The organism is Buttiauxella ferragutiae, from assembly GCF_022637515.1.
GTDB classification, from domain to species: domain Bacteria; phylum Pseudomonadota; class Gammaproteobacteria; order Enterobacterales; family Enterobacteriaceae; genus Buttiauxella; species Buttiauxella ferragutiae.
In genome coordinates this window covers 1,689,284-1,706,697 of sequence record NZ_CP093332.1, presented here as the reverse complement: position 1 = coordinate 1,706,697, position 17,414 = coordinate 1,689,284, and the positions used below count along the sequence as shown (strand labels likewise).

The window sequence follows — 17,414 nt, the reverse complement described above, 5'->3', positions numbered from 1 at the left end:
AACACGCCCTCAGTTCGCGCAGTGGATGGCTAAGCATTTGTACATAGCCGCACGCAAACGCAGATATCGTCGTATCAGAAATGGCAGCATGGCCAATCTCTATAGCAGTACAACACTGATTGTCTTTGACCGCCTGGAATACCTGCAACAAAAAAATCACGCAGAACCCCTTGCGCAACCACTTGATCTTATCCTGGTGACAACCGATTCCTGGCTTGCCCTGGCGCTGACGCAACACTTTTTCAAGTCTCAACATACGCAGGTCTGCGCTTCTCTAAAGGAAGTTGAGGCGTGGCTTGAACAAATTCCCCTGCCACGCATTTTCCTCGATCTTGATGGTGTTAATGAAGCGCCCCTTGATATGTTGAATACGATACGGCAATGGCAAAAAACCTGGCCGCAACTCAACATAACGCAATTAACAGCCTGCCGCTGCGTAAGCGCCGTGAAGCTGATTAATGCTGCGTCACGCTTTCCTGTCGTGGAACGCTGGCAGGAAATCACCAATCTGGTCAACCGATTGACACAGCAACAAAGCCTGCAGGAGCTATCTTCCTCATCGGATTTATCCTCTTCGACACTGTTCTCTAATCGGGAGTGGAATATTCTGTTGGGGGTGGCGCAAGGAGAATCGCTGAAAGCAATTGCCGTTAAATTAAACAAGCCCTATCACTACGTCGTTTATACCCTTGGACGTATTGCCGCTCGCCTTGATCTTGAGAACAATAAATCTCTGATACATCTGCTGAATAAAATGTCTCCCGCCATTGAGTTGAAACAAACAGAAGTGCTAAAGAAAGCACTTTCGAGCGAAACATAGGAAATTGCCTATTTTTAATGTATTAATTTTGTTAAATCAGAGCAAGTAATTAACAATTATAACTATTCCTGGACACTCTTTTTTCCGCCCGCCAAGCGACTAAAGAACGATGTCCCATCTGACAACCTCATGCCAGATATAACAAATAATACACATTTGAGATATCGTACTATTCTTCACATTAAAAACAAACTTTTTATCCAAATATTTTAACTAACGCGGCTGTATTATCCAAATAACAAATACTCAACCTGAATAATTAGAATTTGATCGCACCATTACTGGCTATAGATAACAGCAGCCTTTCTCTGAATTTATATAGATGTATAATCAAATTGCTTGATTAGAAAATCTAAATATGTATTTTCGATTAGACAAACAATTATCCAGTTACACTCGAAATCATTAGCAAACAGTACATTGAGGTATGGTTTTAAGTTGAAGGGAACATATTGCATACATTATAAAATAATAGCTAATAAAGCGTTTCATCACTTTAGCCGCCAGTGACTATGTATCAATGCGATGAGTTTCTCAAAAAATGAGGCAATAATATGAAACCTGCATCCGTAATTATCATGGACGAACACCCTATTGTCAGAATGTCGATTGAAGTACTGTTACAGAAAAATAAAGATATAGAAGTCGTGATGAAAACAGATGACAGCCGCGAGGTCATTAACTACATGAGCAGCCATCTTGTCGACCTGGTGATTCTTGACATTGAATTGCCGTCCATCGACGGATTTGCTTTATTAAAGAGAATCAAAAGCATACAAGCCGACACCCGCATACTTTTCTTGTCATCTAAGTCTGAAAAATTTTATGCTGGCCGCGCCATTCAAGCTGGTGCAAACGGCTTTGTCAGCAAAAGGAAAGAACAGGAAGATATCTATCACGCGGTAGAAATGTTGCTTGCAGGGTATTCGTTCTTTCCCTCTGAAACCCTGGAATTAATTAGCAACCCAGCATCACGCAATGGTGCAACTGACGACATGCCATTATCTAATCGGGAGATAACCGTATTACGTCACCTTGCTAATGGGTTATCAAATAAGGAAATCGCCGAACAACTGCTGCTCAGCAGCAAGACCATTAGCGCACATAAGTCAAATATCTTCTCCAAGCTTCACGTCTCCTCGATTGTCGAACTTATCGACTATGCCCGTGTAAAAGAATTATTATAAAAACACGTCGCAGGTCACAATTAAAATAATAAAGCCGGGAATAAAACCCGGCTTTATTATTTCACTGCGGTATATTTTATCCGTTAATAATAATTAATCATAAACGTAGCATCTGCGTTGGCCGGTCCCGGTTGCGGGTTATCGGCCAGGGCGATGTAATTAGCAAAAAAGGCTAATACCGCATTACCATTCTCATCTACAACCACATCCTGGCTTGCCTGCCCCAGTGGCAATTGCGTTTTATCCCGGTCGCGCAGCTCAATAGCCACATTGCTGACACTACTCTCATTTAACCCCAGCAAACCGGGGTTGCCAGTGGCTTGCTTCCCCGAAAAAGTGATTGATGCCGCTCCTGGCGGGCAGCCGTTTAGTTTCAAACTGAACGGCATACTTTGCGTAGTGCTGCCTGCAGTACGCAGTTGTTTTGTCGGCCAGCTACCGAGTTGCACCGTTTTATTGTCATCACCCATTTCGACATAACAGCTAAAATCCACCACGTTGCCACGCAGCTCGATATTGACTTCGCCTAGCGGGGAATCGGCCTGCGCACTGTTCATGACGCCAGCGACCAGCATGCAGACCAGCAGAAAATTGCCACTCCAGGTTTTAGTCATAATCCACCCGCAAATAGCCCCGCGCGGTAAACGGCCCTTCTGCAGGTTTATTCCCGGTGACGCTCACAGGCCAGGCGCGAATCCCCACCTGCGCAGCAGCTGCATCATCGAGGCGAAAATGGATTTTACTGCTCAGATTATTAGGAATTAACGGCAAACCACTGCTATCCGCAACGACAAAGCCGAGATCGTCGTTGTTAGAGACCATGATATTGCCGGAAGCTTTTTCAGCTTCAATACGTAAAGAGAGATAGGCCTGCGCCGCCACATTGGTGCACTTGATGGCAACGGTTTTACTTTGTGGCGTAACACTTTGCGGACGGTTCCCGGCTCCTGCCTGGCTAAATAACGAAGCACCAATGTCGCCAAAATCAAATTCGACGATTTGGCCTGCATTGATTTCGCAACTTTGCGGTACTTCAATTTTACCGCTGTAGCTGATGGTATAAACCGGTGTGGTCAACGGGTCGGTGTTACGCGTGGTGACATACACCGTAAACATGGTCTGTTTTGGAATCGGCACCATGTTGATAAATCGCCGTGTCACTTTGAGTTTAAAAACCAGTTTAGAATCATTAACTGGAAAGGGTTGTTGTTTAGAAACATTAGGATGGCTGCCCATCTGGATATAGTTTTTCGGCGGGAAAAACTGCCCCGAATAGCTGTCGGTGATGCTCATTGCCCCTTCGAGATAGTCATTGAGTTTCATATATTGATACCCACCAATGGTTTCTTGCACCGGCAACGCGTTCACATAACTACGCATGGTGGTGTTGCCGCTGGTCCCTGCCGGGCAGGTGGCATTGACGCCAACCCAACCGGTTTTGTTAGCAAGCGTAATGATTTGCCCGACGTTATTATTTTCACTGGTGAATACGTCTGACAGGTCATAAAAGATATCCGTCGGCACGCCGTTTGAGTTTTTGCAGACCGTGGCAGACGCCGGTAGTACACATGCCAGAAGCACCGCCCCTGCTAAAGATGTCATCAATTTCATAAACAAATCCCTGAATAGTGCGCCATTCTATGAACAGGTGGCACTCACCACGGCGACTGCCTGAGTCAGGCTTTCTGGCGGTAATGTATAAGGTGCGTAACAGTGTGAATCTTTGCCATCGCCCCACTGAATGAGCAGTTTTCCCTGCAGCGGCAAGCCGCTGAGATAAATTTGCCCCTCATCTCCCACCATACTGGTGACACCGCTGGTTTCTTCACGCACCATCGAGCCGAATGGCACGGCGCGCCCGCCACGCGTCACGTTGAAGATAGCCCGCACGCCAATCCGTGCCTTAAATTCGGCCCGTACCAATGCCCCTTCCGTTGGCACCACGCTACTGACGTTATTTTCAACATCGGTATGGTCATCCATGGTGTTGGTATCCAGTGCGATACGGTTGTAGCGGTAAACCGTGGCATAAGGCATCACGGCGTAACCGCGCCAGTCGGTTTTCACCCCGGTTTGGTTTTCGACGCCAACACCGCTGGCACCCGGCGCTTTAATTAACACATTGGTATCTCCGAGCGGCTGGCTAAAAGTGATGCCATCGGCATGTCCTACCACACCACCCGATGCTTGCCAGTTATAGTCATGTTGGTCGCGGTCGTAGTTGTAACCCAATCCCACCGTGCCGTAAGTGGCTTGCCAGTTGGTACTGGCACTTCCGGTGTAGCCGTTGCTGTCACTGTATCCCTGAGTGACGTTGTAGCTCAGGTTTTGCCCTTCAAGTAATGTGCCGCCGATCCCAGTTTGCAGCGTGGAGTCACCTTCTGAATTGTTGCTGGCGGCAAATGTGGCGTAGGCGCGGTCGAGGGTGCTGGAACGTGAGTAACCATGCCCCAATAACGTGCTGAACGGCACCGAGAGGTTAAATGCCATGATGCGATCGCTTGCGGAAATACCGACCGATTTGTTCCATGACATCGACATCGAGTAACTGATTCCGCGCCAGCCACTGGCATATCCTGCCTGGTAAGAGGTGTTGTTCTCGTTGGTTTCCCAGTAGGTTTGCTGGCTGCCTGAAACGTAGAATGAGCCATAATCGCCAAGCCCCTGAGAAATGTTGACCTGAAAACGTCCACGCTTGCTGTAGCGCAAGTTGTGATAACTCTGCACCACCGGTTCAGTGTTGTGGTTGCCGTCTTGTTCATCGGCGAATTCGTAACCTTCGATATTTTTGTAGGCCACTTCGTCCAGCGTGTAGAAGCCACGAGTTGAGTAGCGGTAGCCGAGCAATTGAAAGTTAGTACCGTAATTGCTGAGGGATTTGGCATACAGGAAACGAAGCGATTGGCCTTCATGTTCGCTGTCATCCGCCAGTTTGCTACGGGCATGAGTGACATCAAGTGAAATGGCCCCCCACTCCCCGATATTTTTACCAACGCCCAGCGCCACCGAGGCATAATCCTCGGCAAGTTGTGTGCCGCCGTAAGCTGTATAACCGCGGGGTAAACCGGCAATCAGCGTAGCCTGAGTGAAAAATGGCGTTTCTTGTTGGTCGCTACCGCTGCGGAAATCCCCGGCAACCAGGTCGAATTTTAGCCTCCCTTCACGCTGTAACAGCGGAACGGTGGAATAAGGCACCGTGTATTTTTGCAGCGTACCGTCTTTTTCTTCCAGGGTAACGTCAAGATCGCCGCTTGAGGAGGTAGGATTCAGGTCGTTAATAGCAAACGCGCCCGGTGACACATAGCTTTGGTAAATCACAAAACCATTCTGGCGGATGGTGATTTTGGCGTTTGTCCGTGCGATGCCGCGCACCGTTGGCGCGTAACCTTGCAGGCTATCCGGGTACATGCTGTCTGCCGAATAGAGCCGTGCACCGCGAAAACCCAGGCTATCGAACACATCACTGCTGGTGTTGCTGTCGCCGAGCACCAACTCGCTTTTGAGTGGGATGATTGTCCGCTGCGCATATGTGCTGATGTTATTCCAGTTGTTGGAATGGTAACCATCACCGCGCGTATAACTCCAGGCACCACTGTTGCGCAGCCGCCACGGCCCATAGTTCAGGCCACTTTGCAGGCTTAAATAATAGTTATCGTCATAACTGCCGTGGTTTCCAGTAAAGCTGTAGTTGAGCAGTACCGCAGGGATGCCTTCGTCCCATTCTTGCGCAGGAATATACCCGCGAGCGCTATTAAGCAACGACACTTGCGGCAGGCTTATATCCAACCGCAGTTTGGCAAAATCAAAGTGGGTTTCTGAACCAGGGATGAGCTCCGCCAACGGCACGCATTCCCCAGGCTTTAATTTCGCAAGCGCAGGATAAGCAAGCATATTCAGCCCCAGACGCTGCAACCAGCCTGTATCAAGGCACGGCACCAGACCGTCCGCGCTTACCTTTCCATCCGCCTTGTTACTGGCATCAAAGCGCAGATCCTGGGTTGCGATAAATTCAGCGTTACGCCAGATATCCACACGATACACACCAGGAGCCTGTTGGCTCCCTTTTTCAAAACGCGATAAATCCGCAACAGCAGCATCTTCTGGCGACAAAAAACCAGGGTTAAAATAGCTTTCTCCTGAACTGATTGCAGGCCAAAGCGCTGCCATCACCATCGCCGCAATCGGAGTAACTGACTTGTTCATCATCTGCCCGGTATCCTTGTTGTGCAGAGCCCGCATTACAGCATTGCGCCCTTTTGCACAGGGGTTACCGCACCGTAATCATTCACGGTCTGGAAGGAGATGGTTCCTTTTAGCGTGGCTGGGACCGTCACCTGCGCCACACTTTTTGGCGCAACCATGGTATTTGCCAGTTTCTCGTTACCGACCTTCAGATTGACCGTACTGATGTAATAAGGCGAAGGATTGTGAATACTCAGATGCTCGCCGCTACGGCTAAAACGCAGTTGTTTAAACGCTTCATCTGGCTGCATTTGCAGGTTTTTAGGGCGAACAAATAATTTGATACGTGACAAAATCGCCAATTGCAGCACGTTATTGCCTGCGAGATTGGATTTATCCACCGAGGGAATCGCTTTCACGTTCATCCAGAAAATGGACTCACGATCGGTTGGCAACGGTGGCCCGGCGTAAATAATCCGCAGCGTGTTTTCACTTTTAGGCTCACTGACAAAAAGCGGGGGCGTAACAATAAATTTTTTGTCTTTTTCCCCACGGTTATTCTCAATCCACGAATTCACCAAATAACGCTCTTTGTCATCGCTATTATTAATTGAGAGCGAAGTTTGTTTGGCATCGGCCGGATAAATAACTCGTGTTGCCCCCAGAGCAACGCCTCCAGCAGCATGCACATTAAAACATGTTAATAACAGGCACAGCATTACCGCCAGACCTGGTTTAAATAAAGTCGTCATTACAAAGCACCATCATTATTATTAATCGACGTAACAGAGCCAGGTGCGGCATGCGGAATAATAATCTTCTGTTTAGCCTCATCCCTGTGGCTATCGTCATCCCTGCCTGGTCCGATTACTCGTATTTCATCACGAAGGTGGCATCTGCGTTCGCCTGGCCTGCTGTTGCAGTGGCAGCGGTCGCTTTATAACGCGCGGTAAATGGCAAGGTGTTGGTGCCATCAACCAAAGTTTTCGCGGTAGAGAATGTGCTGCCATCCGGGGTCAATACTTGCGATTTATTGTCCAGAATTTCGATACCTACGCCGCCTGCGGTGGTGCTGTTATCACCAGAGTTAATAGCCAGAAGCGTTGGGTCAGTACCATCCGTTTGGCCTGAAAAAGCCACAGAAGCCAGTGTGGATACGCTGGTATCACAATCGTTCAGGACGATGGTAAAAGGGATCTGCGCTGAAGTGTCACCCACTTTAGTGAACGCCGCGGTACGGTACTGGCCGAGTTTCACAATCTGATCGGCAGACTTGGTGCTTACCGAACAGGCAGCATTCACCAGCTCACCTTGAAAGTGTACGGTGCCGCCATTTACCGTCACCGCATCGGCCTGTGCCGCACCGCTCACTAATGCAATGCCAGCAACCAAAGAGCAAGCAATTTTACTAAATTTCATGGAGATTCCTTTAATTATTAAAATATCCTGTTTGAATAATGTATCCTTCATTCATTATTCCAGTTGATTTACTGAGCCAAATAGCCCCCAACTCCCCAATCCATGCGGAGATATTTTCACCTTCTCGAAAACGATGAATTAACATTTAAAACACCATCTTCTCGATGTTAATAATTTAAATTAATCGCATAGCTAATAACATGTGTAAATCCTTTATCTTGCCTAAGGAATGTCTTATTAAAGACCAGGAAACAACGGCGGGAAATCAGTAAATAATAGTGATTTGCTACTTAAATAGCTTTTATTACAGTAGGTTATTAGTATCTTCTGGATTAAGAAATTTGTTTCAAACTTGTTAAAATTCACCCCATGCTACGCTACAGGGTACCGGGGAGTGCTGGCCTTACCGCCTGGCTGCAACGCGAATTATTTAGGGTATAGACGTTAGGAAAGGATACCGGGAGGGATTTTGTAAGCGGCTAAAATGATTATTTAAAACATTCTTATTCCGAATGTTTTATAAAAAATATTTTTGTGACAATGCTATAAACTCAGAATAATTTTCACACTGACTTAAATTATCAATAACGTCGTTATCAAGAATATTTGTCAGATAATCATAAATAATCATGCTATCGACAAAAGCATCCTCACTAATGGCTAGCATATAGACCAGTTTAACTTTTTTCCCCACATCCCATTCAATTCCATCAGGAAATATAGCCACCGTCACCATAGTACTTAATGCTACCAGACCTAATGGATGTGGAATGGCGATTTTATCATCCAGCAATGTTGACGCTCGCACTTCTCGTTCAATTACTGAGTCTAAATAATGCTCATCAACTCTTCCTTTTAATTCTAATTGTGAGGAGAGAAAGTTAATCAGCGACTCCTTGGTATGGACGTGGCTTTCAAATACAAAAAAGTGATCCGCAGAAAAATAATTCACCATCGCCGCAGGTGGCGTGTTTTCAGCGGTTAAAAAGTACTTCATGTTTTCTAACTGCCATCTTTCTGGCAACGGAGGCAAATTGATAACACGTTTGTTCTTCTCTTCAATGGCTACAAAGCTTATGACAATGCTCTCTTCCACACGGGTCATCGCTTTGTACTGCTCAACCGAAACACACTTTGTCATAGCAATGTTGGGGTACATCCGGATTATTTTCTGGCAGACGATCCGGGTTGAGGCTTCACCTTGATCATTGACGACTAATGCACTGATAGTGTGACCTTCGTCTTTCAGATGAATCTCTTCAAGAATGGCCCCGATATGCATGACGAGATAGCCAATCTCATCATCGCTAATTTTGTTAGAGAAGAAGTGTTCCAGCTCACTAAAAGCAGCCAGCGTCATTTCGTACATCAACGGATAGTGACGCTTAATTTGCTCAATCAACGGGTTGATAATAGTGATGTTATTATTAACCCGTATACGCATGGCCTGAATGTGACTAAGCAGATTCTTGCGTGACAGCTCATCATAACTGACGTCGCAGAACCAGGACGAACTGACATAACTCAAAAAATGGTTCATCACCGCACGCTCGGCGTCGTGCTGCTCATGCTCGAGCGTATTTTCACTCGTCATTGAACAAAACGCGGCGAGGTTCATCGCCATATAATCGATTTCGCTTTGCGCAATGTTAGGTACGGCATCCGCCAGCAGCAGGGGAAGAATATCGCGCGCGACTATTTTTAAGTGCGGTTCGCAAGCGTCAAACTCATAATCCAACAGCCAACTTCCCCGGAGAATACGTTCACAGGTAATCCCACAAATCAGGGTAAAAAAACGCAAATTGACATCGCTTACCACTAATCCATGGCTAACAAAGTAGTCACTCAGCGCCAGTTTGATGTTGGAAATCTTCGCCAACGAATCAAAGATCCCCTGGTAATCTTCTTCCGCTTCTTTTGAGCGCAGCAGGTTATCGTAAATGCAGCGACGAAACGCTATTTCGCTGCCAGAGAGTTTAAATTTATCGACCCCTCCAGAAACGATACTCAGGTCATAGAGGGCAAAATGACGCTTAAGCAAAGCAATGTCGTTTCTCAGGCTGTAGATACTGATAAACCACGTCGACTCCAACTCCTCAAGCGAGATTTCCGCATCCTGGCGCAATAGCGTCGACAGTAAAGCCCGGCGGCGTTCTGCTGTCGAACGAGTCTCTTTCCAGGGCCTTTGTGACTGTTCAAGCAGCGTTTTATGACCCGCCGGATTGTTAACCTGAATGGAAAAACCTTTCTTACGATGGTGAATGAGACTGTTACCAAACCCGCCAACGATATCATTTAGATCTTTCAGGTCACTGCGGATGGTTCGCGTGGACACATTCATCTCTTTGGCCAAAGAGGTTTGCGTCACATTCCCTTGAGCAATCTGGGTGAAAATATCTCTGATCCGCTTATTGGTAAACAGTCTCATTTCTCTCTTCACACTATTTCTATGTACAACGTCTGCACATCATTAGGGTTTAGCGCCGCCCTTTCCTGTGACGGGGTTTTCTCGTCCAGCAAGACGTAACGAGCATTATTCAGCGCCGGAATGGTGGCTGTGGCATTCAGATTTGGGTTATAGAAGCGGCAAATTAACCCCTCGCCCTCTTCTGCGCATTTCACCACGCTGACCAGTGCATCTTCCGGGCCATCAGGCAGGGCCAGCAGACTGTATTCCTGCGGATATGTGCGTTGTTCATCGCTCAGGCAAAAACGCAGACGGCCATTGAGGAAGTCGCTATCCTGATAGACCGGAAACGATGTCAGCAACGATTTCGATAGCCGCGCATGCTGTGCCTCGTCAAACGAGCCGCTATAGATACGCCAGCCAAATGCGAAGGACAACGGTCCAGAAAGTTGCGCATCAGGCGTTGCTACGACCGACTCGCCCGACGCACGCCCCGGACGGTAGAGCAGGTTTTCCTTGCCCATGTAACCGAACGAACGGAACAGAGTAACGGAAATGGTATCGAAATTGTCGCCGACGATTTCATATTCACGCACGCCATTGGTATGCAACGTGAAACCATGCTTTTCATCATGCAGGTTCACGTAGCTTTGCATTGGCTCAATGGAAATCGGTTTTTCATGCCAGTTTTCAGCTTCCCACACTTTCAGGGCGTTACTCAGTTGCACCGGACGCGCAACCACACCAAACAACTGATCCGCATAAGAGACATTTGCTAGTATGTCCGTCGCGAAATGGACGCATAAACGATGACTGAGCACCTGGTTATCCACGTCAACTGTAAAGCGGATTATGTCGTCATTCTGCAGAGTCACATGCACCGCGACTTTCATTGTAGAGGTGGCGATACCCTGCGCCCGCTCTTCGAGGTTGCCAGGAACTTTAAGTACATAATCAAGTAACAACGACTGATTCAGGCCATTATTCTCCCGGCGAGCTGAAACCAGGCAACCTTCGGAGGTAACAATCAAGTCACCACGCGGCGGCGAATAGTTGTAGGAATCTCCATCATCGCCATTTTCCACCAACAGCATCTGGCGCTCATAGCGTTTACCGGTGGTTTTATGGTTGATGGTGAGCAACCCGTTCTCTTCCACTTCCATGCGATAAAATGCGTTCTCGATGACCAGCATATTATCCGTGACCCGCTTACTTGCCCCATCAGCATCAAAATCAAGATGCCAGCGGGTATAACCGAGAGCAGGTAAGTCACTGCTGTTCACCGTCACTTTAGTGCGATAAACCTTCTCCGGTTGATGATATGGCTTGCCAGGATTAAGTCGAATGGTCTGGTTCAATACGTAACTGGTCAAATCGGTCTGTTGTTCAATCACATAGGGCAATGCATTGCCCGCCGAATCGCGCAGGGTGAATGGGATACCCGGCAACCATGCCTCGAAGGTCACCTGTGGCGCGGTTGGATTAGTTAGCGGGTTGAATACAGTGAACGTGTAATCGTGCTCGCGCTGGGTACGAATGGCAATTAATCGGCTATGCAGCTCCAGCAAATTGATGGCTAAATCGCGAGCCTGCTTATAGCGGAAGAAAATATCCTGATTAGTATCGTCGCTGTTACAACCGCCGATGCTGTCATGGGCGGCGTTATAAAACATCAGTTTCCAAATATCAGCGATGATTTTTGACGGATACGCATGCCCAAGGCCGCGGCTAATGGCTAGCACAGGCTCAAGCGTATTGACCAACAGCGATTCAATCTCGTTATTGAGTAACTTCAGATCGGCCCGGCATGAGAAAATCGTCTTGTGCACGCGGGAGTGTTTGCCCTCAGTCAGCTCGCCCTGGAGTATCCGCACATCGTTTGCAGACTCTTTTTCCAGCGCCTCCAGGAAGTCCAGAGGGCTACTTATCTGGTAGTGTCGTTCATCGTCGCAGGCATTGAATTGCTTCACCAGATCCGGCAGATTCTCACGCACCGGAGCCTGATCAAAACCGTGCGGGTAAAGCAAGTTTTCACGGGCACTTCGCGCTTCAATCGGTGACATTTTTTCATTCAGGAAGGTCGCCATTTTTTCGGGAGTTTCATCAAGAAGCCCACCATAGTGGTAACCCCATGGCATCTGCACTGCAAAGATCCGATCGCCGTTTTCACCCTGCCAGATAAACTCGGTTTCCCGCAGCGTGTTGTCCGCGATACCACGCCAGAAAAGCGCGTGGTGAATACCGAACTGTTTGTAGATCTGCGGCATATTGCCCCCCTGACCAAAACAGTCAGGAACATAGCCCAGAGCCATGCTGCTGCCCGCATCAGTAGCGACCTTAATTCCATACCAGAGGTTGCGTACCAGCGACTCTTGATGAATAACCAGTTGATCGGTTTGGGTGTACCACGGTCCCGTGAGCAGACGTTTTTCAGCAATTAATTTGAACAATACATCTTTGTCTTCCGGAGCCCACAGCAAATAGCTTTCAATTAACGCACTTTGCGCATCCAGCAGGTAACAGGGAAAGTCATCGTTATTCTCCAGTATACGAATCACATTTTTGATGTGATTAAAGAGATAAATACGTGAACGCGATGATGTGAAATACCACTCCTGATCCCAGTGAGTATGGGTGTAAATATGGACAATTTTATTTTTCATACCAATCTCCCATTACGCAAAGTGCAAAACTTAATCAAATTTTATTTCAATCTCTTCAGTAGGATTATTACTGGATTTAACACCTGACTCTTCATCATTGAAATTCACCAGTAGATTGGCCCCAAAAGCAATAACAGCAGTGCCAACCAATGCACCAATGAAATAAGCCCACGGGTTTCCAACGGTGAAACCACCATATAGCCCACCCAACGGCGGCATAATTGGATAAGCTTTTAATAACGCAACGGTAACCGCCCCCAGAGTCCCTGCCAGAACATTAAGAGGAATTAACCGCGCCGGGTTGCGCAGGGTGAAGGGAATGGCACCTTCGGAGATCCCCAGAATCCCCATAATAATCGAACCATTGCCAGCTTCTTTCAGCGTCTGATTAAAGTTGTCAGGGCGTAAAAAACGAGCAGCCGCGTAGCCTAGCGGTGGAATAATAATGGCGACATTAACCAGAATAGCAGGAAGATATACACCGCTCAGGAACAAAACATTTGCTGTTCCCCATGCCGCTTTGTTAACCGGCCCGCCGAGATCAAAGCAAATCATCCCGCCAAGAACAGCCGCCAGCACAACTGTACTGGTGCCATCTTTCGTCATCTGCTGAACCCAGGCCATCAGCGAGGTGTTCAGCCAGCTCAGCACATCCCCGAGCAGCAATAACATCACCAGTACCTGCAAGCCAACGGTGATAAATGGCAGAATAATCAGCGGGACGGAGCTTGCCGCCGAGCCGGTAATTTTTATCTTACGTGCGACCCACTCAGAAGAATAACCGGCCAACAAACCACCCAGCACTGCGCCGATAAAACCAGAGCCGGTTAGCGAGGCAATTAGGCCAGCAGTAAAACCGGAGGCCAGACCCTTTTTACCTGCCACTGAATAGGCAACATAGGCACCGAGAACATAGTTCATTAGCCCAATAATTTTAAATCCAATGTCCTGCGTGAGGTACAGCCAGTTTGCCAGCCCATGGCTATTAGCGAAGGCATCAAGATTAGACTCACCGATCGCCAGGCCAATAATTTTGGCAACCGCCACCATCAGGGAACCGGCAATAATAACTGGCAGGGCAAAGGAAATACCCGTCATAAGATGATTCTTTATCTCTATCATTAATTTCTTCATGACATCACCTTGGTTATTTATTCAGACGAGCCTCAACAGCCGAAACGCATTTCGTTATGACATCAGATGCATGGCTAACACATTGGCCTATCTTTACCCGAATAATGACTTTCCCGGCGAAGCGTTCCTCTTCTTCAATGGTACGGTCAGCAGCAATAAGTACGAAATCTGCAGCTTGAATATCATCATCGGTGATTCTGTTCATGATCCCCATGGCACCCTGTTGCTCTATTTTTATCTGATGCCCCAGACGCCCTCCCTCTTTTTCCAGGGATTTGGCTGCCATCGGAGTATGGGCTAAACCAGCAATACATGATGTGACGCCGACAATATTCATACTTCCTCCTCAATAGCGATACGCGATTTCATATACTGAAATAGTTCGTCTTCATCGTTGACCGCAAATAAACGCGCTCTGAATTCGTCATCAACGATTTGGCTTGCAAGGCTATTAATAATTTGTAAGTGCAGCAATTTCGCTCCAGATTCAGGAACCAGCAGGCCAAAAATAATTTGTACTGGAAGATCGTCCAGACTTTCCCAATCAATGGGATTTTGCAGACGAATAAAAATCACCCCGGCATGGGAAACATTGGCAGTTTTAGCGTGGGGAATAGCAATCTGGCTTTCAAAACCCGTCGAATATTGATTCTCCCGCGCCCAAAGATCCGCTTCAATTTTATTAGCATCTTCGGCCCACCCTTGTGCGACAGCATGTGTCGCCAGGAAGCAAAAAATTTCCCGCTTATCCCTGAATGTTTTATTTAAGAAAATATTATCACGAGTAATGAGCATATACGTCTATCTCCAGCAACGTATTATTGTAATTAGGCTGACTGATATACTAGAGCATATTGTTCATGCAAAAAGAGAGATATTTTCCGCCTGGAAGAGGAAACGAATTATGTGGGGAGGCAAGAAAAGAGAGATCCGAGTCAAAAAAGCATACTGGTTTGTGATGCGCTCCATATTTATTTGTCACCAATTAAAAAATAGTACCATTACAAAACCAGTGGCCAATTAGCAGAGCAACACGGTTCATATGGCCGCCAACCTGACGCTATCGGGAACATAAATAGACTTACTCTGATTGGCATCCGCTAAATTCCGAGTATCCTTATCCGCTTGTCTCCAATTTCTGTCTTTTCGATATCCCGGAAAATTCTTTCTATGCGTAAACCATTAAGAATGCCGCTGCTCTTACTGGCATTGCTATCTTGTTTGATAATGACCCCTTTTCTTTCTCAGGCTGATGACGCCGCCGGGCAATCTGCTACGGAAGAACCGGTTAAGGTCAACGCCAGCACGGAGTTACCTGCGTTGCAAAAACGCCTGGATTCACTCAAACAGCGCGTCTCGACTGCGAAAGCGGACAAACAGTTCACCACCCTGAATGACGATGCGCTAAAACTGGTCAGTGATGCGGATAAGCTCGCCGTTGCTTTGGCTCCGCAGTTGGCACAGATTCAGGGGCAACTGGATGTGCTTGGGCCAGCCCCGGCACCGGGTACGCTGACGGAAACACCGCAGGTTGTCAGCCAGCGCAAACAATTGAACAACAGTAAAGCCTTGCTCACCACGCAAATAGAGCAAAGCAAAGCCATTGCCGTGGGGGCGCAAAACCTCTCATCACAAATTTCAGGGCTGCGTCGTGACGCGCTGAAAACCCAAATCGCGCTTAACACCGGCAGTATTCTTGGCGAGAACTTCTGGTCGCCAGTCTTTGACCCAAGCGATAAAGATGCCTCGCGTTTCGACGATTTCGGCACACAAGTGAGTGCGGCCTGGCATCAGGCCTGGAGCGACGACTGGCGTTTTGGGAGCGCAGTTTATCTGCTGCTGGCGTTAGCCATTGGGCTATTTGGTCGCAAAGCGCTGGACAAGCCAATGAATTGGGTGCTGCCTCGCTGGCTGCCGCAAGGCCGTTTTCGTCGCAGTTTCCTCGCCTGCTTTACCACATTAAGCACCACGCTGACGCTGGGTATCAGCATGCAGTTGTTGTGCTATACCCTGACCCGCCTGCCTGACACCTCGCAATGGGTGCTTGAATTTGCCGACCAGATGGTCGAACTGACCTATTTTTCAGCGGTGATTGCTGGCCTGGGTATCGCGTTACTGTCAAATAGCCATCCTTCCTGGCGTCTGCCGGGTATTGCCGACCCACTGGCGAAAACGCTGGCCTCGTTCCCAATTTTGCTGGCAACCTTCATCTTTATCTTTGGCATCATCGAACAGTTGAATGCGTTAGTCGGTGCCAGCATTGCCGCCACGCTGTTTGGCAACGGACTGGCGGCCTTACTGGTCGCGCTCAATTGCCTGATTGCACCGATTCGGGTGAACAGGATCCGCCGAAAAATGAGTGCCGAAGGCGAGCAAACCGAGGCCCGCTCGACGGTTGCCGGTCTGATTCATCTGGTCATTAGCCTGACCGCCTTCGTTATCCTGATGGCATTGCTGATTGGCTACATTCCGCTGGCGCGCTTCGTCACGTTCGAATTGCTGTGGATTGGCCTGGTGGTTTGTAGCCTGTATCTGCTGATTCATTTCGTGGTCGATTTATGTGAAGCGGTTTTTTCACCGACCACCCAGAGCGGGAAGCTCCTCAAAAGCACGCTGAGCCTTAATGACCGCCATCTCTCGCTTGCCGCCACGCTGTTCTCCGCTTTAGGCAAAACCAGCCTGTTGGTGATGGCCGCCGTTGCACTGTTGAATGGCACCTTCGGCACCACGACGCCGATGGAGTTGCTGATCAAAATTGCCGAAATATGGGGCGGTAAAGGTCTCGAAGGGATGAATATTATCCCGGCACACGCCGTTAACGCCGTGTTGTGTCTGGCTGTCGGCTGGTATGTACTGCGCTCAACACGCCGCTGGCTGGATAACGATTTCCTGCCAAAAACCAATATGGACAGGGGCCTGCGAGCCTCGCTGGTCACGCTGTTCACCAACGTCGGCTACGTGCTGATTATCATGCTGACGCTGTCGATGCTGGGCATTGAATGGAACAAACTGGCGTGGATCGTCAGTGCCTTGTCGGTAGGTATCGGTTTTGGTTTACAGGAGATAGTGAAGAACTTTATCTCCGGCCTGATTCTGTTAACTGAGCGCCCAGTGAAAGTGGGAGATTTGGTGAGTATCAGCGGCGTTGAGGGCGATATTCGCCGTATTAACGTGCGCGCCACCGAGATCCAGTTAGGTGACAAATCCACGGTTATTGTGCCCAATTCACAGCTTATTTCGCAGAACGTGCGTAATGCCACGATGGGTAACGCGCAAGGCGTGGCAACCATTACGCTGACATTCCCGCTGGATATCGACCCGGAGCAAGTGCGGAATTTGCTGCTCGAAGCCTATAAGCTGCATGAATCTATTCTGGAAAACCCCGCGCCGTCAGTCAGCTTTAAAGAGCTGGGGCCAACCGGGATTGTGCTGAGTGTTACCGGTTATGTGAATAGCCCACGTATGGTCAGCTCAACGCGTAGCGACCTGCTGTACGAGATCCTTAAAATGCTACGTGCCGCAGGGATAAGCCTGAGCCAGACACAAACGATGGTTCTCGAACAACCTGCCCCTAAACGCGCAACTGAAGAATAAGAGCCTGG

The 17,414-nt window shown here is 48.2% G+C and carries 14 protein-coding genes; 3 read left to right on the top strand and 11 right to left on the bottom strand.

The annotated features are described in order from the left end of the window. Positions 1 to 88: 88 nt before the first annotated feature. A complete protein-coding gene (locus MNO13_RS07745) occupies positions 89 to 820 on the top strand; it encodes a helix-turn-helix transcriptional regulator (protein WP_241939711.1) in 732 nt (243 codons plus the stop codon). Positions 821 to 1,374: 554 nt separating this feature from the next. Continuing rightward, positions 1,375 to 2,007, top strand: a complete 633-nt coding sequence (fimZ, locus tag MNO13_RS07740; protein WP_064545134.1) for a fimbria biosynthesis transcriptional regulator FimZ — start codon at positions 1,375 to 1,377, stop codon at positions 2,005 to 2,007. Between the two features lie 83 nt (positions 2,008 to 2,090). Here fimZ and sfmF read toward each other — a convergent pair whose 3' ends face one another. From sfmF to MNO13_RS07690, 11 genes are all read right to left on the bottom strand, one after another. After that, positions 2,091 to 2,582, bottom strand: a complete 492-nt coding sequence (gene sfmF / locus MNO13_RS07735) for a fimbria assembly protein (RefSeq protein ID WP_064545247.1) — start codon at positions 2,580 to 2,582, stop codon at positions 2,091 to 2,093. Positions 2,583 to 2,613: 31 nt separating this feature from the next. Next, positions 2,614 to 3,618, bottom strand: coding sequence for a type 1 fimbria D-mannose specific adhesin FimH (fimH, locus tag MNO13_RS07730; protein WP_064545132.1), 1,005 nt, complete (start codon positions 3,616 to 3,618; stop codon positions 2,614 to 2,616). 27 nt (positions 3,619 to 3,645) lie between these two features. Beyond that, a complete protein-coding gene (locus MNO13_RS07725; protein WP_422387213.1) occupies positions 3,646 to 6,210 on the bottom strand; it encodes a fimbrial biogenesis usher protein in 2,565 nt (854 codons plus the stop codon). 35 nt (positions 6,211 to 6,245) lie between these two features. Then, the gene (gene fimC, locus MNO13_RS07720; RefSeq protein WP_121815241.1) at positions 6,246 to 6,941 is read right to left on the bottom strand and encodes a type 1 fimbria chaperone FimC; all 696 of its coding nucleotides are present in this window, start codon (positions 6,939 to 6,941) and stop codon (positions 6,246 to 6,248) included. 115 nt (positions 6,942 to 7,056) lie between these two features. Further along, complete coding sequence (gene fimA / locus MNO13_RS07715; RefSeq protein ID WP_064545243.1) at positions 7,057 to 7,608, bottom strand: type 1 fimbrial major subunit FimA; 552 nt, start codon at positions 7,606 to 7,608, stop codon at positions 7,057 to 7,059. A gap of 10 nt (positions 7,609 to 7,618) precedes the next feature. Continuing rightward, positions 7,619 to 7,753, bottom strand: coding sequence for a hypothetical protein (locus MNO13_RS24320; RefSeq protein WP_277881151.1), 135 nt, complete (start codon positions 7,751 to 7,753; stop codon positions 7,619 to 7,621). 372 nt (positions 7,754 to 8,125) lie between these two features. Continuing rightward, on the bottom strand, positions 8,126 to 10,036 hold the full coding sequence (locus MNO13_RS07710) for a BglG family transcription antiterminator (protein WP_241939710.1): 1,911 nt from the start codon (positions 10,034 to 10,036) through the stop codon (positions 8,126 to 8,128). Positions 10,037 to 10,044: 8 nt separating this feature from the next. Further along, a complete protein-coding gene (gene mngB, locus MNO13_RS07705; protein WP_241939709.1) occupies positions 10,045 to 12,678 on the bottom strand; it encodes a mannosylglycerate hydrolase in 2,634 nt (877 codons plus the stop codon). Positions 12,679 to 12,708: 30 nt separating this feature from the next. Continuing rightward, on the bottom strand, positions 12,709 to 13,812 hold the full coding sequence (locus tag MNO13_RS07700; RefSeq protein ID WP_241939708.1) for a PTS fructose transporter subunit IIC: 1,104 nt from the start codon (positions 13,810 to 13,812) through the stop codon (positions 12,709 to 12,711). Positions 13,813 to 13,825: 13 nt separating this feature from the next. Further along, the gene (locus tag MNO13_RS07695) at positions 13,826 to 14,149 is read right to left on the bottom strand and encodes a PTS fructose transporter subunit IIB (RefSeq protein WP_064545121.1); all 324 of its coding nucleotides are present in this window, start codon (positions 14,147 to 14,149) and stop codon (positions 13,826 to 13,828) included. Next, positions 14,146 to 14,607, bottom strand: a complete 462-nt coding sequence (locus tag MNO13_RS07690; RefSeq protein WP_064545119.1) for a PTS sugar transporter subunit IIA — start codon at positions 14,605 to 14,607, stop codon at positions 14,146 to 14,148. The genes MNO13_RS07695 and MNO13_RS07690 overlap by 4 nt, the downstream gene beginning before the upstream one ends. A 375-nt stretch (positions 14,608 to 14,982) precedes the next feature. On the opposite strand from MNO13_RS07690, the gene MNO13_RS07685 reads away from it, so the two are divergent. Next, a complete protein-coding gene (locus MNO13_RS07685; protein WP_232886673.1) occupies positions 14,983 to 17,406 on the top strand; it encodes a DUF3772 domain-containing protein in 2,424 nt (807 codons plus the stop codon). Positions 17,407 to 17,414 lie beyond the last annotated feature (8 nt).

Coding starts and splice junctions, on each gene's coding strand:
- MNO13_RS07725 (WP_422387213.1), bottom strand. CDS start 6,210: ATGAACAAGTCAGTTACTCCGATTGCGGCGATGGTGATGGCAGCGCTT.
- MNO13_RS07710 (WP_241939710.1), bottom strand. CDS start 10,036: ATGAGACTGTTTACCAATAAGCGGATCAGAGATATTTTCACCCAGATT.
- MNO13_RS07700 (WP_241939708.1), bottom strand. CDS start 13,812: ATGAAGAAATTAATGATAGAGATAAAGAATCATCTTATGACGGGTATT.
- fimA (WP_064545243.1), bottom strand. CDS start 7,608: ATGAAATTTAGTAAAATTGCTTGCTCTTTGGTTGCTGGCATTGCATTA.
- MNO13_RS24320 (WP_277881151.1), bottom strand. CDS start 7,753: ATGTTAATTCATCGTTTTCGAGAAGGTGAAAATATCTCCGCATGGATT.
- MNO13_RS07685 (WP_232886673.1), top strand. CDS start 14,983: ATGCGTAAACCATTAAGAATGCCGCTGCTCTTACTGGCATTGCTATCT.
- fimH (WP_064545132.1), bottom strand. CDS start 3,618: ATGAAATTGATGACATCTTTAGCAGGGGCGGTGCTTCTGGCATGTGTA.
- MNO13_RS07745 (WP_241939711.1), top strand. CDS start 89: ATGGCCAATCTCTATAGCAGTACAACACTGATTGTCTTTGACCGCCTG.
- MNO13_RS07695 (WP_064545121.1), bottom strand. CDS start 14,149: ATGAATATTGTCGGCGTCACATCATGTATTGCTGGTTTAGCCCATACT.
- MNO13_RS07690 (WP_064545119.1), bottom strand. CDS start 14,607: ATGCTCATTACTCGTGATAATATTTTCTTAAATAAAACATTCAGGGAT.
- mngB (WP_241939709.1), bottom strand. CDS start 12,678: ATGAAAAATAAAATTGTCCATATTTACACCCATACTCACTGGGATCAG.
- sfmF (WP_064545247.1), bottom strand. CDS start 2,582: ATGCTGGTCGCTGGCGTCATGAACAGTGCGCAGGCCGATTCCCCGCTA.
- fimZ (WP_064545134.1), top strand. CDS start 1,375: ATGAAACCTGCATCCGTAATTATCATGGACGAACACCCTATTGTCAGA.
- fimC (WP_121815241.1), bottom strand. CDS start 6,941: ATGACGACTTTATTTAAACCAGGTCTGGCGGTAATGCTGTGCCTGTTA.